The sequence below is a fragment of the Sphingomonas faeni genome, from assembly GCF_040407495.1.
Classification (GTDB): Bacteria; Pseudomonadota; Alphaproteobacteria; order Sphingomonadales; family Sphingomonadaceae; genus Sphingomonas; species Sphingomonas faeni_D.
Genome location: NZ_JAPZPP010000003.1, coordinates 18,913 through 39,852, shown reverse-complemented (window position 1 = coordinate 39,852; position 20,940 = coordinate 18,913). Strand labels below are relative to the sequence as shown.

The window sequence follows — 20,940 nt, the reverse complement described above, 5'->3', positions numbered from 1 at the left end:
TGCGACGCCAGTATGGTCTCTTCGCTATCGGCGGCCAGGCATCGTCACCCGGGTCGTTGCGATCGCACCGAGCACCATCAGTGCGCCGCCGAGATACAGGATGTTGCGCGGTTCGCCGCCGAGCAGCGAGTGATAGAACAGCGGCACGGTGAGGCTCTCGATGATCATCGGGATGACGATGAACATGTTGAAGATGCCCATGTAGACGCCGTTGCGCTCGGGTGGGATCATGTCGATCAGCATGATGTACGGGTTGCCCATCATGCTCGCCCAGCCGATGCCGATGCCGAGCATCGCCACGAACAGCGCGGGTTCGGTGCGCAGGCCGGGGATCGCCAGCATCGCCACGCCCGACGCGAGCAGGCAGGCGGCGTGTGCGCTCTTGGCGCCCCAGCGACGGGCGAGCGGGACAAGCGCGATCGCCGCGACGAACGCGACGGCGTTGTAGAACGCGCCGAGCTGGCCGACGGTGAGCACGGTATCGCGGAACGCTTCGCTCTTGGCATCCGACGTGCCGTGCAGCGACCTTGCGACCGCGAAGGTGATGAACTGCCAGTACGCGAACATCGCATACCATTGGCACAGCATCGCCAGCGCCAGCTGTCGCATCGGCTTCGGCATCTCGACCAGTGCGGTCTTGAGATCACGCAGCGTGCCGCCGAGCGTCAGCGGTTCCTTCGCCAGCCGTGCCTTTTCCTCGACCGGCAGCGGCAGTTCGGGGACGCGGACGACCGACCATACGATCGTCGCGAGCGACAGCACCGCGCCGATCAGGAACGCGATCCGCGTGATGTCGGGGATGCCGTTGCCGTCGATGGCGTCCTTGTTGAAGCCAATCCACACCAGCAGCGACGGCGCCAAATAGGACAAGGTCTGCGCGAGGCCCGTGAACGCGGATTGCGTCAGGAAGCCGGCGGCGCGCTGGTCGTCGGGGAGGCGATCACCGACATAGGCGCGGTACGGCTCCATCGTCACGTTGTTGGCCGCGTCGAGTACCCACAACAGGCTGGCGGCGACCCACAGGGTCGGGCTGTACGGCATCGCCAGCAGGCACAGGCTGCACAGTATCGCGCCGACCAGGAAATAGGGGGTGCGGCGGCCGATCCGGGTCGAGGTCCGGTCGCTCATCGCGCCGATCAGCGGTTGGATCAGGAGCCCGGTCATCGGTCCGGCGAGCCACAGCAGCGGCAGGCTGGCTTCGTCCGCACCGAGATAGCCGTAGATCGGCGCCATGTTGGCCTGTTGCAGGCCGAACGAGAATTGTAGCCCGAGGAAGCCGAGGTTCATCTCGATCAGCCGCATCAGCGAGAGGCGGGGCTTGGTCAGGAGGCCGAGGTTCATTGTCATGCCTCTTGTGCGAGATGGCCCGGCGTGGACCTATCGATCCTCCCCCGCCAGGGGGGGGTGGCGCCGAAGGTGACGGAGGGGGAGGACACGGAACCCGCGTTTCGCATGCCTCCCCCTCCGTCTGGCAAGAGCCAGCCACCTCCCCCTTGCGGGGGAGGATTGTGGGTTCGCAGGTTCATGCTGCGGGGCCTGCCCAGATGACGCCCCAGGGTTCGACCGCGAGCGTCGCGCCGCATGGCTGTTCGGACAACCGATCTTGGCAGCCCGCCAACCCTTCGATCGAGACGGGCGTGTCGGAGAAGTTCAGGAACACCCTGTCGCTGCCGCAACCGATCCCGAGCAGTGCGGGGGAGCCCGTCGCTATCGTCGTCGGCGAACCCGCGCCGCCGCTCGCTATACGTGCCGCGCGTAACGCTTCCAGGTCGCCGCTGATCCGCCGCGCGACCACGCCATCGAGCGCCTTCCAGTCCATCTCTGGCCGGTGCAGCCAGCGGCCTTCATGCGCGCGCTCGGGGTCGCTGAGATAGCTGGTGTCGTTGAGCAGTCCCGCCTCGTCACCCATGTACGTCGTCGCCAGACCGCCGCTCGCAATCGACAGCGCGTTGAGCAACGCGATCCGCCGGAACGCCATTTCGCGGGCATCATCGTCTTTGGCCGCTTCAAGTCCGGCCAGCGATGCCATCGTTCCGTTCGAGCCGTGCAGCACCGACCCGTCCGACTGGAACGGCGCGCCGCGTGCCCAGCTGCCGTCGCCGCCTTCGAGGAAGCGCGCCGCGACCTTGAGTCGCGCGACCGGATCGGGGTCGATCCCAGCGAGGTCGCCGATCACTGCGCCCCAGCCGATATCGTCGTGGCACCGCGCGTAACTGAGCCAGTTGGCACCACGCGGCAGGCCACCGCTCGCCTCGACGATCGCGTGGGGGAGGGTGGCGGACTGTTCGGCCAGTGCGACCCAGCCGGCGACCATCAGCGAGTTGTTGTAGACGAGATGGCATTCGGGCTCGAACCCGCCGTCCCAGTCCGCGCCTTCGTCGGCGCCGAAATAGGGCGGTACGAGCGCGGTCGGGACGATCGCCTCGGCCTTCAGCAGCGTTGCCGGAGCGACGATGTCGAGTGCCGCCCTGAGCGCGCGGACGATGAAATGCGCTTCCGGACGGTTGCGGCAATCGGTGCCGATCTGCTTCCATAGGAACGCGATCGAGTCGAGCCGGAACGCCTCGAAACCGTGGTTCGCCAGCCTCAGCATCGTGTCGACGATGGCGAGCATGACTTCGAGATTGGACCAGTTCAGGTCCCACTGGAACGGATAGAAGGTCGTCCAGACCTGCCCGCCCATTGCCGGCACTTCTGTGAAGTTACCCGGTGCGGTCGTCGGAAACACTTGCGGAAGGTCGGCTTCGTACGCCTGAGCCTCGTCTGCGCTCAGGACATGATAAAAGGCACGGTAGTGCGGGTCGCCCGCCAGCGCCGCCTTCGCCCAGGCGTGATCGTCCGCCGTATGGTTGAGCGCGAGATCGACGCAAAGGCTGATTCGCCCCTCGCGCAGCCGCGCTGCAAGCCGCTCGACATCGGCCATCGTCCCGAGCCGGGGCTCGATCGCGAGATAATCCGCGACCGCGAACCCGCCATCGCTGTCGCCCTCGCGCGCCTTGAGCAACGCGAGCAAATGGAGGTAACGCACGCCGAGCGATTCGAGATGGTCGACGCGGTCGATCAGCCCACCGACGGTGCCGGCGAACCGGTCGACATAGGTCGAATAGCCGAGCATGTCGGGCGCGACGAACCAGTCGGGATCGGCCAGTCGCGCTTCGTCGAGCGCGACCATCGCCGCCGGCCGCTCGGCCGCCCGGCCGCGGAGGATCGTCTCCATCCGCGGCCAGAGCGTCGCCAGCCGATCGGTGCCGTACAGCCGTTCGAGCTGGCGTTTGAGGAGGGGGGCGAGCGCATCGAGACGGCGCTCGGTGGAGGTCATAGTCACGCTCACCCGCCCGATCAGAAGCCGACGCGGACCGCGGCGGAGATCGTCCGGCCGGTGATCGAGCGCGCGCGGACGATGCCGTTGGTCGGGATCGCGCCCTCCTCGGCTTCGGTGATGCCCTTCACGTCGAACAGATTGTTGCCGTTGACCGACAGCGTGACGTTCTCGGTCGGATGCACCGACACGAACGCGTTGACCTGCGTGTAGCCCGGCATCTTGAGGACGTTGTTGTCCTGCGCGAAGCTGTCGGTGGTGCCGATCACGTTCGCGCCGACGGTGAGCCGGCCGACATCGACCTGCGGGGTCGCCTGGAAGATGAACTTGGCCTGGCGACGCGGGCGATTGCCCTCGACAGCGGGGTTGAGCACGTCCTTGGTGATCTCGGCATCGGTGTAGGTGCCGCCCGCCGACAGCGAGAACGGTCCGCGTGCGATCCGACCCTCGAGCTCGACGCCCTTCGCTTCATATTGGCGATTGAAGAAGCGCTGCGTCGTCGCCTCGAAATTCTGCTCCTCGGTGCGTGCCCAGAAGCCGGTGGCGTAAAGCGACAGGCCGTTCTGGCGGAACTTGAAGCCGCCTTCGAGCTGGCGGACGAAATCGACTGCCGCGCCCTCGTCGGTCAGGCCGCCGGTGGTCGTGTTGATCGACGGGCCGAACAACAGGCGATCGGCATTGGCGCGACCGCCGCGGCTGTAGCGACCGAAGATCGCGGTGCTGTCGGTCAGGCGGAAGTTCGCGCCGCCCGAGTAGGACAGGTAATCATAGTTGTAGTCGAGCGGCGAGCGGCGGTTCGGGATCACCGCGACCTGGCGCTCGGCGGCCGAGATCACGCCGTCGCCGTTGATGTCGAAGGTCGTGATGCCGCTGCCGAAGCCTGCACCGAGATCGGCGCCGGCAACGCTGCCGCGTGCCCGACCGAAATCGTAACGCAGCGAACCGTCGATGTTGAACCGACCGATCTCCAGACCGAGCTGCGCGAACGGTGCGTAGGTCGTGTAGTCGAGATCGTATGACCGGCGGCAGCAATTGCCGAAGCCGAATGCCGAGTAGCCCGGCGTGCCGTTCTGCGTGACCGGAACGCCGGCTGCAGTGCGGATGTCGACCAGCTGCGAGCGGCCGTCATCGGCGACGGTCTGGACGAACGAGTTCCACAGCCAGTCGCTCTTGATGTCCTGACGCGAGGCGTAGAAGCCGCCGGTGATCGCCAGCGTTCCGGTACCCACCGGCACCGAGCCGTTGAGGCGGATGTCGTTGGTGATGTTGTTGAGGCTCTTCAGGTCGACGTCGAACAGCACGACGTTGGCGAGCAGGCCGTTGCCGTTGAGCGACGCGGGATTGGTGATCCGCTGACCGGTCTGCGGTCCGCTCGCGTAGAACAGCTGCGACCCTGCGCCGCCGATACCGTTGGCAATCGTCTGCGCCGAACCGACGGCCGATGGGAAGGGCGAGGTGAAGCCGCCCGAGATATCCGAATAGCGGAACCGCTCGACGATGTTCCAGCCGTCCGCGACCGGGATCTGCGTCTCCAGACCCGCCGAATAGACCACTGGGTGCTGGCCATCGCGGATCGAGCGCGTGACGAGCTGGTTGTTACCGTCGAGCGTCTGGACGGTGCGGATGTCGGCGCTGTGCAGCGTGCCGTTGTTGATCGAGAAGTTGGTGATGTTGCTGTAGGTTGGGTCGCTGTTCGTGCCGGTCACCTGCACCGGGTTCGGCAAATAGCCGATCGCGCGGTCGTCGAGATACTTGCCGTACAGGCGGACATAGCCGCCGTCGCCGAACGACTTGGTGATGTTCGCCTTGAACTGGCCGCCCTTGACGCCGTCGAAGCCGACTTCGCGCTGGCCGTCACCGATCCGGTAGAAGCCGCCGAAATGATAGGTCAGCGTATCGGACAGCTTGCCGCCCTGGTCGAAATCGACGCGGAATTCACGGTAGTCGAGCCCGCTGGTCAGCTGGAACGCACCGCCTTCCTGATCACCGGTTTTCGAGATGAAATTGATGACGCCGCCGGGCGAGTTCGACGCGAAGGTAGAGGCGGAACCGCCGCGAACCGACTCGATCGTCCGCACGTTGAAATCGGCGCGCAGAAAATTGTCTGCGTTGCCGAACGTGATGTCGCCGAATTCGAGGATCGGCAGGCCATCTTCCTGCAACTGGAGGAACTTCGAGCCACCCGATGCGACCGGCAGGCCGCGGACCGAGATGTTGGCATTGCCGTCGCCGCCCGATGCCTCGACCCGGATGCCGGGGAGGTTGCGGAGAAGTTCACCCGAGGTGCGCGGCGCGAGCTGGACCAGCGCATCCGACGTGATCGAGCTGGTGGTGATCGATGTGTTGAGCTTGTTCGTGCCGCGCGCGACCGCGGTCACGACGATATCGTCCTGCGGCGCATCTGCGGCGGGAGCGGCAGCGTCGACCTGCGGATCAGCCTGCGGTGCGGTTTGTGCGGCGCCTGCGGTGGCGAACGACGCGGCGGCGATGCCAGCCAGCAATGCGTGACGAACTTTCATGCGATCCTCCCTGCGACGGCTTTCTGAGAAGCCCAAGGCCGCCTCCTACGCTCTTCGCAATCGATTTCAACACGGATCTTGCAATCGATTGCGAAAATCAGGCGGACTGTCTCGTAATGAGCACAGGCGGAACGATCGCGGACTCGGTCGGCTCGCCGGCGATCCGCTTCAGCAGTCGGTCGACCATCAGTTCGGTCCCGATCTCAAGGTCCTGGCGGATCGTCGTCAGCGACGGCGAGGTATGTGCGGCGAGCGTCACGTCGTCATAGCCAATGACGGCCGTGGTCCCGGGAATGTCGATCCCGGCCTCGGTCAGTGCGCGCAGCACGCTCATCGCGGCGACGTCGGACGCGGCGAAGATCGCGTCGGGAACGCGACTTTCAGCGAGCCGCCCGGCCATGGCCGCATGCACCATTTCAGGCATCATCGGCGTTGCCAGCACTTCGCACGACAGCCCGGCCTCGGCGGCGGCCGCGGCGAATCCGGCCAGCCGGTCTGCGAACTCGGGCGGGGCAGGGTCGCCGACGAACAACAGCCGTGTGCGCCCTTGCGCGATCAGGTGTTTCGCCGCCATCGCACCGCCCGCGAAATTGTCCGAGCCGATCGTCAGATGATGCTGGCCCTCCCGGTGCGCGCCCCACACCACCAGCGGACGATAGCGTTGCGCGACCCGCTCGATCGCCGCGAACTGGTCCGACTGGCCGACCAGCAGCAAGCCGTCGATCCGGCCACTGTCGACCAGTCGCTCAAGCCAGTCGTCGGCATCGGGAATGACGCGCGACAACAGGATGTCGTAGCCGCGCTCGACCAGCAGGTCGGCGAGGAAGCCGAGCAGCGACAGGAAGAACGGATCGGTCAGATGCTGCGTCCGCGCGTGCCCGAGCGGCAGGACCAGCCCGATCGCGCCCGTACTCTTCAGCCGCAGATTGCGTGCGAGCTGGTTGGGCCGCACGTCATGCTCGCGTGCTAGAGCCAGGATCCGCGCCTGCGTCTTGGCATTGACGGAGCTATGCCCTGCCAGCGCACGCGATACGGTCGCGGTCGAAACGCCGGCGAGCACGGCCAGATCGGCGAGTTTCATTGCGATGGGAAAGTCCTCGTCGTCGCGGTACCTGCCCACGTCGTACAGTCGACGCCTGCGGGCGGCAATTGCATGCGCGTCGTATCGATCTGCACGCTTTTCTGTCCCGACCCGGCCCTATGTAACAGGAGTGTCGCGGAGCGTTCGCTGAAATGACGCGGACGATACCTAGGGCGCCGACGTGGCAGCGGTGCCACCGGGGACCTTATTGCAATGCGTATGTTGAAGAGCCTGCTTCGGGCATCGGGATCGCTGATCCTAGTATCGGGCGGCGTTGCCGCGCAGGCACAGGACCGCGTCGATGGTGTGAAGCCGACGAGCACAGTCGCGTCCGACAAGACTGGTGCGACAGCCACCGGCACCGACGAAAACGGCGAGATCGTCGTCACCGGCAGTTACGCGCGCAGCCTGCGCGCCGCGACCGAGACGAAGCGCCGCGCCGATTACGGCGTCGACTCGATCAGCTCGACCGACATCGGCAAGTTCCCGACGCAGAACGTCGCCGAGGCGCTGCAGATGATCCCCGGCGTGACGATCACCCGGCCGCGCGGCGAGGGGCTGTACGTCAGCGTCCGCGGGCTCGGGCCGCAGTTCCAGAGCACGCTGCTCAACGGCAGCACGGTCGCGCTCAACGACATGATCGAGAATGGCGGCGCGAACGGTCGCCAGTTCCGCTTCGAGATGCTTCCCGCCGAATTCACCTCGAGCATCGACGTCGTCAAGACGCCGACCGCGAACATGACCGAGGGTGCGCTGGGCGGGAACATCGACGTGAAGACGTTCCACCCGCTCGACGTCGGCACCAAGACCACGGTCAACCTGCGCGGCACCTATACGAGCCAGACCGACAAGGTGAAGCCGAACGCGACGGTGATCACCAGCGCGACCAACGCCAGCGGCACGTTCGGCATCCTGGCCGGCGCGCAATATTGGCAGAAGGCGGTGCGCAACGACCGCTTCCTGAACTTCGGCTGGAACCTGGACAAGTTCACCGCGCCCGCGTCGGGCGGTCTCGCGACCGGGCTCTACACGCCGACTCGCACGCGGCCGACGATCGAGACCGAAGATCGCAAGCGCATCTCGGGCATGGTCTCCGCGCAATGGCGGCCGAGCCCCGAGTTTCTGACGACGCTCGACATTCTCGCGACCCGGCTCGACGTCGCCTATGACGAATTCGGTCTCGACATCTATCCCGACGACGCAAGCGTCGCGGGGCATCGCCCGGTGATCGTCCCCGGCAGCGTCAAGCTCGACGGCGATACGGTCGTCGGCGCGACGATCAACGACGTGCGCTTCATGGCATCGCGCGAATACAGCCTCAACCGCCACGACCTGCTTAACATCGGCCTGCGCCAGACCTGGGATTCGGATGCCTGGCATGCGTCGGGTGCGGTGAACTGGTCGAGCGCGCACAGCTATCACCCGAACTACGACGAGGGCACGGTTCGCAGCCGCGCGATCTTCTTCGCGCCGCTGACCTATGACGCGTCGGCCGGCTACAAGACGATCCCGACCTTCACGACCACGACCGATGCGACCAACCCGGCCAATTACCAGCTGTACCAGTTCAACATCGCGCCCAAGGACAGCAAGGACTGGGATTTCTACACCCGCGCCGACCTGTCGCATGATTTCGACGGGTTCATCACCAAGCTGGCGGCGGGCGGCGAATATCACTGGCGCAAGCGCGACTATTTCCGCCGCGACTTCAACGTCAATCCGGCTGCCAACACGCCGCTGTCGAGCCTCGGGTCGGGCGCCTACGAGCAACTGCCGTACGACGATTTCCTGAAGGGCGTCTCGGGCAACACGGTGCGTACATTCCTGGTGCCCGTCACGCAGGCCTATCTCGACGCGTTCTTCACCCCCGCGGTGCAAAATTCGCCGCTGACCGCAGGCGACCTGCGCTCGTCGTTCGTCGTGAAGGAGAAGATCTGGGGCGCGTATGCCCGTGCCGACTACGGCTTCGACGTCGGCGCGGTGCCGGTCACCGGCAATCTGGGCGTGCGCTATGTCCACACCGATCAGGTCGCGAGCGGCACGCTCACGACGGGTAGCGTTGCGACGCCGGCGAGCTTCCCCAAGACGTTCAACAACTGGCTGCCGAGCTTCAACCTGCGCGCCGAACTGACGCACGACCTGATCGGGCGCCTTGCCGCGAGCCGCGTGCTGACCCGCCCGAACGTCACCGACAGCGCGCCGCGGATCACCGTGTCGACCGACGCGCCGACCGCGAGCGGCGGCAATCCGCAGCTGGTGCCGTTCCTGGCCACGCAGTTCGACGGATCGCTCGAATGGTATTTCAACCGCGCGGGGTCGCTGACGGGCGCGGTATTCTACAAGGCGATGGACGACTATATCACGCAGCAGAACGTCAATATCGACATCCCCGGTCGCGGCACGGTGTTGCTGTCGACGCAGGTCAATGGCGGCGATGCCAAGGTGTACGGCGTCGAGGCGGCGTACAACCAGGTCTTCACCTTCCTGCCGGCGCCGTTCGACGGTCTCGGCGTGCAGGCATCCTATACGCACACCTCGGTCAAGGCGCGCTACACCGCGGGCGCGCGACCGATCCGCGACGAACTGATCGGGTTGTCGAAGAACAGCGCCAACATCACCGGCTTCTACGAGAAGGGACCGATCTCGACGCGGCTGTCGTACGTCTGGCGCGACCGGTATCTGTCGGGCACCGGCAGCACGACGCAGGCGCCGGTCTACACCGCGCCGTTCGGATCGCTCGACGGCAATATCTCGGTCAAGGCGAGCGACCGGGTGACGTTCAGCCTGGAGGCGATCAACCTGTCGGGTGCGCATCTCTACACGTATAACGACGACGAGAACCGCTTCGGCGAGATCAACTATTGGGGCCGGACCGTGTTGTTCGGCGTGCGGGCAGAATTTTGATGCGGACCTTCGTACGCGTAGCGCTGTTGGTCGGTCTGTCGATCGGTGGCTCGACCCAGGCCGCCAGACCCGATCGTGCACCGGGGCAGGGGCCGGCGCGGATGAACGACGTCCAGGTCGTCGGCTCGCACAACAGCTTCAAGGCGAAGATCCCCGATGCGGTGATGGCCGAGCTGCGACGGCGGGATCCGAAGACCGCGGCTGGGCTCGATTATTATCATCTGCCGCTGACCGCGCAGCTCGATCGCGGCGTGCGGCAGCTGGAGATCGATATCTTCGCCGATCCGAAAGGCGGGCGCTATGCCGATCCGAAGGGCGAGCGGATCGCACGGGCGGCGGGGGAGACGACCGCGTTCGATCGCGCGGCGATGCTGCGGCCGGGGTACAAGGTGTTTCACGTTCCCGACATCGACTATATCTCGACCTGCGTGACGTTGCAGCGCTGCCTCGGCGAGGTGAATGCCTGGTCGCGCGCGCACCCGCGTCACCTGCCGATCATGATCACGATCAACGCCGCCGATACGCGGGCCTCTGCGCAGGTCGCAGCACCGCTGCCGCTCGACGATGCCGCGCTGCTCGACTCGCTCGACCGTGAAATCCGACAGGCGATACCGGGGCGGCGGCTGATCGTGCCGGACGAGGTTCGCGGCAAGGCCAAGACGTTGGCGGCCGCCGTGCACGGCAAGGGCTGGCCGACGCTGGAGGCTGCGCGTGGGCGGATCTACGTCCTGTTCGACGTCCGCTCGGCGGTCTCGAACGTTTATCGCGCGGGTCATCCGTCGTTGCGGGGCCGGGCGATGTTCGGCTGGTATCCCGACGGCGAGCCCGAAAGCGCGATCCAGATCGTCCAGGATCCGCTGGTCGACGGCGCCCGCATCCGCGACTGGGTGAAGGCCGGCGTGATCGTCCGGACGCGGACCGACGCCAATACGGTCGAAGCGCGCACGCACGACATGACCAAGGCGAAGGCGGCAGCGGACAGCGGCGCGCAGGCGGTCAGCACCGACTATTATCCGGGCGCCCCCGACCCGCAGGGGTTCGGGTTCGCGGTGACGCTGCCCGGTGGAGCGATGGCGCGGTGCAATCCGGTGCTGGTCGCGGCGCCCTGCACGATGGAACCCTGAGATGCGCTTGACGAAACTTCTGGTCGGGCTGGCGATCGTCAGCGGCGCGGCGGTGCCGGTGCGCGCCCGTCTCGTGACCGAACGCGCGGTGCTGGTGATGCGGCACGGCATTCGCGCACCACTGCCGGGGGAGGTGCCCGACGGCACGCGCACCGCAGCGCCCTGGCCGCGATGGGCCGTCGCCGACAGCCGCGTGACACCGCACGGCGTTCGAGCGCTGGAGATCGTCGCCGCGGAGGACCGCAAATGGCTTGCGGCACGCGGGCTGTTTGCTGCGAAGGGATGTCCACGCGAGGGGACGATACGGATCGCCAGCAACAGTTCGGACCGCACGATCGCCAGTGGCGACGCCTATGCGCAGGGCTTCGCGCCTGGTTGCGGTCTGCGCGTCGAGCACCGGGCGCCCGGCGTGGTCGATCCGATGTTCGAACCGCTGCGCGCGCATGCGACCGCGTTCGACGCGGCCAAGGCGATCGCCGATATCGACCGCGCGACCGGCGGCATGCCGGCGCTCGTCCGCCGGCACCGCGACGCGATCGCCGACCTCGACCGCGTGCTCCGCTGCGGAGGGAGATGCGTACCATCGGGACCGGCGCGAATCGTGTCCGATGACGATGGTCACGGCATCACGCTCGAAGGGGCGATCCGCGGCACGTCGGGCGTCGCGCAGGTCTTGCTGCTGCAGTATCTCGAAGGCCTGCCGGCGCGCGACGTCGGCTGGGGACGCGCCGACGCCGCGACGTTGAAGCGGCTCGGGGCGCTGCATGCGGCCTTGTTCGCGGTGTTCGCCAAGCCGCCCTACATGGCGGCGCACCAGTCGTCGGTGATCGGGCGGCGCGTGATCCAGTCGCTCAACGACGGTCCGCGGCTCGACGTGCTGATGGGCCACGACACCAACGTCGCCGCGCTGGCGGCTGCACTCGGGGTCGATCTCGTCACGCCGGGCTATGCGACCAACGACGTCCCGCCCGGCGGCGCGCTGTTGTTCGAACGGCTTCGCGACACGCGTACCGGGCAGATTTCCGTGCGGGTATCCTATCGCACGCAGTCGCCCGAGGTCCTGCGTGCCGGCGGGCGTCGCGTGACGATCACGCCGCTGCGGATGGCTGGCTGTGCAAGGACACTCTGCCCGGCGGCGATCTTCACCCGGTCGCTCGAACGGCACCTCGCTCCGATCTGGAACTGATCATCCGGGCGGGTCGGACGCTACCCGCCGACCCGAACGGCGAGCAACTGCGCGACCTTCGCCTTGAACGCGCGCAATTTCTCGCCGGACAGTTGCGCGACGCTCGCGAACGAGACCGAGCGCGGATTGATCGCGCCGCCGTTCTTCCACACTTCCCAGTGCAGATGCGGCCCGGTCGACATGCCCGTGGAGCCGACATAGCCGATCACCTGGCCGGCGCGCACGCGCGTGCCCGAGCTCACCGCGATTCGGCTCATATGGCCATAGCCGCTCGCCATCCCGCCGCCGTGCACGAGCTTGACGAAATTGCCATAGCCGCCGGTCCGCCCGGCGAACGCGACCACGCCGTCGGTCATCGCGTGGATCGGCGAGCCGTAGGGCGCACCGATGTCGAGCCCCTTGTGCATGCGGGTGAAGCCCAGCAGCGGGTGCATCCTGAGCCCGAAGCTCGAGGTGATCCGCCCGATCACCGGCATGCCCGAGACGGCGCGGCGCTCGGTCTGGCCGTTGGCGTCGAACCAGCCGCCGCGGCTGGTCTCGTCGTCGACGTTCGCCGCGTCGGGGGCGAACCGTACGAGTTGCACCGCGCGGCGGCCCTGGTCGATCCCGGCGAACAGCAGGTCGCCGATCCGCGTCTCGCCGGTGGCGGCACGCTCGCGTTCGACGATGAGGTCGAACCGGTCGGCGGCGGTGACGTCGCGGCCGATCGACAGCCGTGTCGAGATCGCCTTGATGAACGACTCGACCGCCTTTGCGGGTACGCCGGCGGCGCGGGTGGACCGGTAGAGGCTGGAACCGACGAGGCCCTGGATCCGCAACGGCGTCGAGTCGACCGCGATCGGCTTGCGGTTCACGGTCAGTCCGCCCGCACCGCGCGTCAACGACAGCGCGAGATCGAACCGCGCGCGGACATCGAGTTGCTCCAGCGGCCGCGCAACGGTGCGGTCCGGCCGGCGTCCGAGGGTGAGCGCGATCCGTGTGCCGGCGGGGATGGCTTTGGGATCGACGGACTGTGCGACGAGCGCGGCGGCGGCCTCGGCATCGTTACGGCCGACGCCGGCGCGGATCAGTGCCCGGTCGAACGCGTCGCCCTGGCCCAGCGTCGCGGACAGTTCGAGCGTCGGGCGTTCGGGTACGTCCGCGAGCGGCGCGACGAGATCGTTCGCCGCCATCCGCCGCCCGGTCGTCGCGCCCTGTGCCAGCGGCGCTATGCCTTGCGCGCGCGTTTCCTCCCACTCGGCGCCGGCGAGCGGGGTCGGCACCGCGCCGACCAGCGGCCGCATGCCGGGCGACAGCATCCAGGTCGCGGCACACAGCGCGGTGCAGGTGACGAGGCCGCGCCACCAGTCGAGGCTGCCGATCCGCGCACCGAGATCGGGCACCCAGTCGATCCGCGTCGCTCGCTCGCGCAACAGGTCCGCGCGCGTCGGCTGGGGCGGCGGCGGTGCGAGCGCGCGGCCGAACCCAGGCGCAGCGCTCGCGAGTTCGAAACCCTGATCGTTACGAAGATACACGCAGGCCCGCCCCGATAGTGCCGGTCCCCCCGGCGTCAGGCGGTGGTTGTGGTCGCAACCTGCTAAAGTCAAATTAACCGATGTGTACGCCCCGCTCCGATTGCGGCGAGGTGTGCCCGCGTGACGACAAATCGTTAATGCCGATGAAACTCGTTGCAGGTCATTGCGCCGCCACGCTTTACCCCCGATGTTGCGGCGATGAACGACGGCGCGAACGACTTGGTCACGGCGGTTCTCGGCCCGACCAACACCGGCAAGACGCACCTCGCGATCGAGCGGATGTGCGCACACTCCAGCGGCATGATCGGCTTTCCGCTGCGCCTGCTCGCCCGCGAGGTCTATGACCGCGTGGTCGCGATCAAGGGCGCGAACCGGGTTGCGCTGGTCACTGGCGAAGAGAAGATCGTGCCGCCCGACGCGCGCTGGTTCCTGTGTACCGCCGAATCGATGCCCGATCGCGACGTCGCGTTCGTCGGACTGGACGAGGCGCAGCTGGGGGCCGACCCGGAGCGCGGGCACGTGTTTACCGATCGCCTGATGCGCGCGCGGGGGCGGGAGGAGACGATGATCCTTGGCTCGGAAGCCTTGCGGCCGATGATCAAGAAGCTCGTCCCCGGCGCGGAGATCGTCAATCGACCGCGCTTCTCGACTCTGACCTATGCCGGCGCGAAGAAGATCAGCCGGTTGCCGAAGCGCTCGGCGATCGTCGCGTTCTCGGCGGAGGAGGTGTACGCGGTCGCCGAGATGCTGCGGCGTCTTCGCGGTGGTGCGGCGGTGGTGATGGGGGCCTTGTCGCCGCGCACCCGCAACGCGCAGGTGGCGATGTTCCAGGCGGGCGAGGTCGATTATCTGGTCGCGACCGACGCGATCGGGATGGGGCTCAACATGGACGTCGCGCATGTCGCGTTCGCCAGCCTCAACAAATTCGACGGCAAGCGCCAGCGGCGCCTGACGGTGGCGGAGATGGCGCAGATCGCGGGCCGCGCCGGGCGGCATCAGCGCGACGGCACGTTCGGCGCGCTGTCGGACGATGGTCCGGGCGCGTTCCTGCCCGAGGAAGTGCTGGCGATCGAGGAGCATCGGTTTCCGCGACTCGAGAACCTGTACTGGCGGCAGGGCGAGCCTGATTTTTCCAGTATCGATGCGCTGGTGGCGAGTTTGGAGGCGCGGCCGCCTGCGGGCGTCCTGCGCGCCGCGCCGCAAGCCCTCGATCTCGGGGTGTTGAAGCGGCTGGCCGAGGAGGGCTGGGTGCGCGAGCGGGCGCGGCACCCGGCGATGGTCGCGCGGTTGTGGGCGGCGTGTGGTTTGCCCGATTTCCGGAAAGTCGGTCTCGATCCGCATGCGCGGTTTGTGTCGCGGGTGTTCGGGCATCTGAGCGAAGGCCGCGGGCATATCCCGCACCAGTGGTTCGCCGACGAGATCGCGCGGCTCGATACGGTGGCGGGCGATGTGCCGGTGATCGCGGGGCGGATCGCGGCGACGCGGATCTGGGCGTATATCGCGCAGCGCGCCGACTGGCTGGCCGAGCCGACGCTTTGGGCGGCGCGGACGGCGGCGCTGGAGGAGCGCCTGTCGGATGCGCTGCATGCGAGCCTGACGCAGCGGTTCGTCGACAAGCGCACGACTGCGCTGATGCGTCAGATCGGTGCGGATGCAGGCGCGTTGCCGGTGGTGATCGGGCCCGAGGGCGAGGTGATGGTCGAGGATCATCCGATCGGTCGGCTCGACGGGTTCCGGTTTACGGTCGCGGCTGATGCGCGGGCGAGCGACAAGCGGTTGCTGCTGGCGGCGGCTGAAAAGCGGCTGACCGGCGAGCGGTCGCGGCGCGGGCAGTCGCTGGTCGATGCGCTGGACGCCGATATCGCGCTCGACGATGCGGCGCAGGTTATCTGGGCGGGGCATCCGGTCGCCAAGCTTGGCGCGGGACCGTCGTTCGCGCGGCCGAAGCTGATCCTCGATCGCTCGCTCGACTGCCTCGACAAGGCTGCGCGGGAGCGGATCGAGGCACGGCTGGCGCGCTGGCTTGGCACGATGCTCGACCGGCGACTCGGGGTTCTGGTCAAGCTCGCCGAGGCCAGTCGCGATCCCGCGGCGACGTCGGCGTTGCGGATCGTCGCGAGTACGATGGAGGCGGCGGGCGGGATCGTGCCGCGGCTGCCGTTGCGATTGTCGCTCGACGCGATCGACGCCGACGAGCGGAAGTGGCTGCGCAAGATCGGGATTACCATCGGTGCGCTCGATCTGTTCGATCCGCGGCTGACGAAGCCCGAGGCCGCGCGCTGGCGGCGGGTGCTGGCGGTCGCGCGCGGGGCGATCATCGCGGCACCGCGCGAGGGCGCGACGGTGTTGGCGCGGGGCAGCGAGGGCGCTGTGCTGGAGGCGGGGTTCCGCCCGCTGGGGCTGCAAGCGGTGCGCGTCGACCTGATCGAGCGGATCGCGCGGGCGGCGCACGACTCGCGGCAGGGACGGACGCCGTTCGCGCCCGATCCGGCGCTGGCGACGTCGATCGGGCTCGACCCGGCGTCGCTGGAGCGGTTGATGGCGGAGCTCGGGTTCAAGGCTTTGGCGGGGGACAGGCCGAGGTGGGTCTGGCGTGGACGCCCGCCCGCGCGCGCCGTCGCGCCGACGCCGATCGATCCTTCGCGGCAGAATGCGTTTGCCGGACTTGCCGCACTGGTCGGCCATGGTTGAAGGCGCGATGCGGATCGATCGGTTCCTGTGGTTCGTGCGGCTCGCAAAAACGCGCAGCGCCGCGCAGACGATTGCGGAGAAGGGGCATCTGCGGATCGATGGACGCCCGATCGATCGTGCGCATTGTCCGGTGCGGGTGGGTAATGTGCTGACGTTTGCGGTGGAGGACCGGGTGCGGGTGATCCGGGTGGAGGCGCTGCCGGCGCGGCGCGGGCCGGCGCCCGAGGCGCAAGGGTGCTATCAGGATTTGATCGCGGGGAAGACGCCGGCCGGTACCGTCCGCGATCCGGCTTCCGAGTGACCGACAAGGCTCACACGAGCGGCCGCCGTCATCCTGACGAAAGTCAGGACCCAGAGCCACGAGACGCTGCCCTTGGTATCCTGGGTCCTGACTTTCGTCAGGATGACGGAGGAGGGGTTGGGCAGGGTGTGATCGGAGCGACAAAGCCTGATAACGTCTCGCAGAAGGCTTGCTATGATTGACGCGAGGGGCAGGCGCGCATAGTCGCTGGCGCGTTCGTCGCCGGAAAGGAATCCGGCCCAGGAGTTCTGCAATGACCTACGTCGTCACCGATGCCTGCATCCGCTGCAAGTACATGGACTGCGTGGAAGTGTGCCCGGTCGACTGCTTCTACGAAGGCGAGAACATGCTGGTGATCAATCCCAGCGAGTGCATCGACTGCGGCGTGTGCGAGCCCGAATGCCCCGCCGAAGCGATCCTGCCCGACACCGAGAGCGGGCTGGAGCAGTGGCTCGAGCTGAACACGACGTTCTCGGCGCAATGGCCCAACGTCACGCGCAACGACAACCAGACGCCGCCGGATGCCGACGCCATGAAGGGCGTCGAGGGCAAGTTCGACAAGTATTTCTCGCCCGAACCCGGCGCAGGCGACTGATAAGAGGCGGCGAATCCCGAAAAGGGCAAGCCGCCTGCCACGTTCGGCTGGTAATTTTGTTGCAAAGCTGCTAGATGGGTCCGCGACGGGCGCGATGATTCACGTCATCCGCTTGACGTGTAGACCTATCCCTCCCCCGATGCAGCAGCGACGAGTCCTTCGTCGAGGCGTCGCGGCGAGGCTTGATCCGGAAAGGCCCCAAATGGCTGCCAAGGCACTGTCCTTCGATGTCGGTGATTTCGTCGTTTATCCCAAGCACGGAGTCGGCCGTGTGATCGAGCTCCAGCGCTCGGAAATCGCCGGCATGACACTGGAACTCTACGTCCTCCGGTTCGAGAAGGAGCGCATGACGCTCCGCGTGCCGACCAACAAGGCCGAAAGCGTCGGCATGCGCAAGCTGTCGTCCGACAAGACGATGCGCGAGGCGATGGACACGCTCAAGGGCAAGCCCAAGGTCAAGCGCACCATGTGGTCGCGCCGTGCGCAGGAATATGAAGCGAAGATCAACTCGGGCGATCTCGTGTCGATCGCCGAAGTGGTCCGCGATCTGTTCCGTGCCGACGACCAGCCCGAGCAGAGCTATTCGGAGCGCCAGATCTTCGAAGGCGCGACCAGCCGTCTCGCGCGCGAACTGGCGGCGATGGAAGAGCTCGACGAGCCCAAGGCGCAGGAGAAGATCCTCGACATTCTCCGCGCCGCGGCCGCGATCTACAACAAGGACAAGGTGCCGGCTTAACTGCCGGGCGCTTTGCCGAAACGAAAGGGCGGTCCTGCGGGGCCGCCCTTTTTCGTTTGCACCGAACTCAGCGATCCTCCCCCGCAAGGGGGAGGTGTCGCCGAAGGTGACGGAGGGGGAGGGCGCGGAACAGAGGTTAGCCTTTCCGCCCCCTCCGTCTGGCAAGCGCCAGCCACCTCCCCCTGGCGGGGGAGGATTGCGCCGTACCTCTCCTGCCACCCCGGCGGAGGCCGGGGCCCAATTGGAGGACGTCGCCAACTTAAGGCAGCGCTCCGTTACCCCAGCTTTCCCAATTGGGCCCGGCCTTCGCCGGGGTGGCGCAAGTGGGGGTGTGCAACTATTGCAAGTATCCGTTGCAATATACGTTCTCGGTTCCGCAAATCTGAACGTAACCTTGCCATACATCAAGAAAGCGACCGGCAGTCTCGTTACGCCTCAAATTCAATCGCAGGCTCCATCGCTGGCCAACTCTCGCCGCACGGAGCGAACGTCTCGCCGGATATCGATTGTTATTCCGCCGACTCTCCGCTGACTGACGCCATCCATGTTTGGAAAGGTTAAGTCTATGCGTACGAATCTCCCGAAATACCCGACGGTCGCCCTGATCCTTATCGCCGGTATCGGCCTTAGCGGTTGCGCCACCAAGGGCTTCGTCCGCGATCAGATCGCGGTGGTGAACACGCGGATCGACGGCATGGACGGCCGCCTGCGCACCGTCGAAGGCACGTCCGGCCAGGCACTCGCCCAGGCACAGGCCGCCGCCGGCCAGTCGCAGCAGAACGGACAGCGCATCGATCAGCTGACCGGCCGCGTCGACGGCATCGACCAGCAGGTCCAGCAGCAGGCGAAGCAGCGCCAGCGCAAGCCGCGCGGCTAAGTCTATCTTCGCACGCGCTTGCATCGACGGACGGCCCTGTTGGACACGCCTATCTTGATCCAGGGCATCTTGATCCGGGGCATCTTGATCCGGGGCGTCAGGTCCACAGGGCTGTTTCGTCACGCTTGTCGTATGGCGGCGACCGTCGGGGTAGCGCTGGCGCTGGTTGCACCGGCGTCGGCGGCTCCGACCAAGGTTGCCCCGAGTGCGACCAAGGCGCGCGCGGCCAAGGTTACGGCGCGCTCGCGGGCCAAGGGCAAGGCGAAGGCCGTTGCCGTGGTGGCGCCGCCGTTGCTGCTCCCCCCGCAGTCCGAACCAGCGACCCGTATGCTCGCGTGGATCGCGGCCGAGCATGACAATAAGGGCCTGCCCTATGTCGTGATCGACAAGCCGGCCGCGTCGCTCCTCCTGTTCAGCGCGAAGGGCGAGTTTCTCGGCCAGACGCCGGTATTGCTTGGCGTCGGGATCGGAGATGATTCTTCCCCTGGGGTAGGGGCGAAGGACCTTGCCGACATCGGTCCTGCCGAACGCACCACCCCGGCGGGACGATTCGTCAGCAAATTCGGGCGTGCCTTCGGGCATCAGCGCGTGATCTGGGTCGATTATGCCAACTCGGTCGCGCTCCATGCGGTGATCACCACGCACAAGAGCGAGCACCGCATCGAGCGGCTGTTGTCGCCGACCCCCGACGACAACCGGATCAGCTTCGGCTGCATCAACGTCGGCACCAAATTCTACACCGGCAAGCTGACGCCGGTGTTCCAGAAGAAGGGCGGCATCGTCTACATCCTGCCCGACACCAAATCGCTCGACGACGTCTTCCCCCGCGTGCGCCTGCTGCCCTATGTCGGCGCTGGGGTCGCCAGCTAGAATGCCCGGCCCGAAGGGAACGTCATGATTCTGCTGATGCTTGCCGCCCTGTCTGCGGCGCCCGATCGACCGGTCGTGGTGAGTTCGCTGACGACCCAGCAGCTGCTTGAATATTGCGAAGGCAAGGACAGCGATCCGACCGCCAATTTCTGCACCGGCTACATCCTTGGCGAGTTCGATGCCTTATCGCTGTCGGGCGGCATCTGCCCGCTGCCGGCCCGCGCCTCGAACATAGAGGTCGCCGCCACGGTGCGCAGATACATGCGCGCGCGCGCGAAGAAGACCGGAACCGGCGCACCGTCCTTCGTCGTCCGCGATGCGTTGCGCGACGCCTATCCCTGCAAGCGCAAATAGAGCGACCAACACGTTCCAGTTGACCGTTCGGCGAAGGATTTGCAACTGCGGCGGCGCGCGCGATTTCGCTTTGTCGCACTGAAGTTCAGGTGTATTGCTAAAACAATACACAGGAGGATGCGATGAACTTTCTTGCGCTCGGGCTGATCATTCCTCTCGCGGCATGTTCGTTCGCCTGGAACGGCGACGGCGATAATTCCGGCGCTGCGGCGGCGGGGTCGGGGTCGGGGACAACCCGCACCTTCCAGGTGGCAGGGTTCAACGGCATCGACCTGCGCGGTTCGGATGATGTCGACGTCCGCGTCGGTACCGGCTTTTCGATCCGAGCCGAGGGACCGAGCGAGCAACTCGATCGCCTGCGCATCGAACGCGATGGCAACACGCTGAACATCGGTCGCAAGAACGGCGCGAGCTTCGGCTGGAGCAAGGGCGCGAAGGTGAAGGTGTACGTCACCCTGCCGCGGCTGACCGATGCGAACGTCTCGGGATCGGGCAACATGGCGGTGGATCGCGTCGAGGGCGGCGGGTTCAAGGGCGGGGTGGCGGGATCGGGCAACCTCGACATTGCCGCAATCCAGGTCGACGACGCGAAATTCTCGATCGCGGGATCCGGCAACGCGCGGGCGAGCGGCATCGCGCGCGATCTGAAGATCGAGATCGCGGGATCGGGCGATGTCGACGGCACGAAGCTGCAGGCGCAATCCGCGACCGTCGAGATCGCCGGTTCGGGGAGCGCGCGCGCGGTGGTTAACGGCGCGGCAAAGGTCGACCTGATGGGTTCGGGCGATGTCGATCTCGGCCCGAACTCACGCTGCACGATCTCGAAGATGGGCTCGGGGAACGTCCGCTGCGGGCGGTGAACCGCGGTC

At 66.8% G+C, this 20,940-nt stretch carries 16 protein-coding genes; 11 read left to right on the top strand and 5 right to left on the bottom strand.

Translation table 11 applies throughout. From position 1 onward, the window contains the following. Positions 1–24: 24 nt before the first annotated feature. The 4 genes from O6W96_RS10080 to O6W96_RS10065 form a co-directional block, all read right to left on the bottom strand. Positions 25–1,341: an MFS transporter gene (locus tag O6W96_RS10080; RefSeq protein ID WP_353469433.1), complete on the bottom strand. Its 1,317-nt coding sequence runs from the start codon at positions 1,339–1,341 to the stop codon at positions 25–27. A gap of 181 nt (positions 1,342–1,522) precedes the next feature. After that, the gene (locus O6W96_RS10075; RefSeq protein ID WP_353469958.1) at positions 1,523–3,319 is read right to left on the bottom strand and encodes an alpha-amylase family glycosyl hydrolase; all 1,797 of its coding nucleotides are present in this window, start codon (positions 3,317–3,319) and stop codon (positions 1,523–1,525) included. Between the two features lie 20 nt (positions 3,320–3,339). After that, positions 3,340–5,838 (bottom strand): TonB-dependent receptor domain-containing protein, encoded by a 2,499-nt coding sequence (locus O6W96_RS10070; RefSeq protein WP_353469432.1) that lies wholly within the window; start codon positions 5,836–5,838, stop codon positions 3,340–3,342. Positions 5,839–5,935: 97 nt separating this feature from the next. Then, positions 5,936–6,919, bottom strand: a complete 984-nt coding sequence (locus O6W96_RS10065; protein WP_353469431.1) for a LacI family DNA-binding transcriptional regulator — start codon at positions 6,917–6,919, stop codon at positions 5,936–5,938. A gap of 213 nt (positions 6,920–7,132) precedes the next feature. Between O6W96_RS10065 and O6W96_RS10060 the strand changes: the two genes are divergently transcribed. The 3 genes from O6W96_RS10060 to O6W96_RS10050 are packed head-to-tail and all read left to right on the top strand — an operon-like array spanning position 7,133 to position 12,133. After that, positions 7,133–9,823 (top strand): TonB-dependent receptor, encoded by a 2,691-nt coding sequence (locus O6W96_RS10060; protein ID WP_353469430.1) that lies wholly within the window; start codon positions 7,133–7,135, stop codon positions 9,821–9,823. Beyond that, positions 9,823–10,947 (top strand): Ca2+-dependent phosphoinositide-specific phospholipase C, encoded by a 1,125-nt coding sequence (locus O6W96_RS10055; protein WP_353469429.1) that lies wholly within the window; start codon positions 9,823–9,825, stop codon positions 10,945–10,947. The genes O6W96_RS10060 and O6W96_RS10055 overlap by 1 nt, the downstream gene beginning before the upstream one ends. A 1-nt stretch (position 10,948) precedes the next feature. Further along, on the top strand, positions 10,949–12,133 hold the full coding sequence (locus tag O6W96_RS10050; protein ID WP_353469428.1) for a histidine-type phosphatase: 1,185 nt from the start codon (positions 10,949–10,951) through the stop codon (positions 12,131–12,133). Between the two features lie 20 nt (positions 12,134–12,153). On the opposite strand, the gene O6W96_RS10045 is transcribed toward O6W96_RS10050, so the two are convergent. Continuing rightward, the gene (locus O6W96_RS10045; RefSeq protein ID WP_353469427.1) at positions 12,154–13,647 is read right to left on the bottom strand and encodes a M23 family metallopeptidase; all 1,494 of its coding nucleotides are present in this window, start codon (positions 13,645–13,647) and stop codon (positions 12,154–12,156) included. A 198-nt stretch (positions 13,648–13,845) separates the two neighbouring features. Between O6W96_RS10045 and O6W96_RS10040 the strand changes: the two genes are divergently transcribed. The 8 genes from O6W96_RS10040 (at position 13,846) to O6W96_RS10005 (ending at position 20,931) form a co-directional block, all read left to right on the top strand. After that, positions 13,846–16,338, top strand: a complete 2,493-nt coding sequence (locus tag O6W96_RS10040) for a helicase-related protein (RefSeq protein ID WP_353469426.1) — start codon at positions 13,846–13,848, stop codon at positions 16,336–16,338. Further along, positions 16,298–16,639 (top strand): RNA-binding S4 domain-containing protein, encoded by a 342-nt coding sequence (locus O6W96_RS10035; RefSeq protein ID WP_353469425.1) that lies wholly within the window; start codon positions 16,298–16,300, stop codon positions 16,637–16,639. The genes O6W96_RS10040 and O6W96_RS10035 overlap by 41 nt, the downstream gene beginning before the upstream one ends. A 253-nt stretch (positions 16,640–16,892) precedes the next feature. Beyond that, positions 16,893–17,234 carry a ferredoxin FdxA gene (fdxA, locus tag O6W96_RS10030; protein WP_031393648.1) on the top strand — a complete coding sequence of 114 codons (342 nt, stop codon included), beginning with the start codon at positions 16,893–16,895 and terminating at the stop codon, positions 17,232–17,234. A 202-nt stretch (positions 17,235–17,436) separates the two neighbouring features. Then, positions 17,437–17,970, top strand: coding sequence for a CarD family transcriptional regulator (locus tag O6W96_RS10025; protein WP_056053923.1), 534 nt, complete (start codon positions 17,437–17,439; stop codon positions 17,968–17,970). Positions 17,971–18,535: 565 nt separating this feature from the next. Next, a complete protein-coding gene (locus tag O6W96_RS10020; protein ID WP_353469424.1) occupies positions 18,536–18,847 on the top strand; it encodes a hypothetical protein in 312 nt (103 codons plus the stop codon). A 132-nt stretch (positions 18,848–18,979) separates the two neighbouring features. Further along, positions 18,980–19,717, top strand: a complete 738-nt coding sequence (locus O6W96_RS10015; RefSeq protein ID WP_353469423.1) for a hypothetical protein — start codon at positions 18,980–18,982, stop codon at positions 19,715–19,717. 24 nt (positions 19,718–19,741) lie between these two features. Next, positions 19,742–20,071, top strand: a complete 330-nt coding sequence (locus O6W96_RS10010) for a Rap1a/Tai family immunity protein (protein ID WP_353469422.1) — start codon at positions 19,742–19,744, stop codon at positions 20,069–20,071. 122 nt (positions 20,072–20,193) lie between these two features. Further along, positions 20,194–20,931: a head GIN domain-containing protein gene (locus tag O6W96_RS10005; RefSeq protein ID WP_353469421.1), complete on the top strand. Its 738-nt coding sequence runs from the start codon at positions 20,194–20,196 to the stop codon at positions 20,929–20,931. The last annotated feature ends 9 nt before the right edge of the window (positions 20,932–20,940 follow it).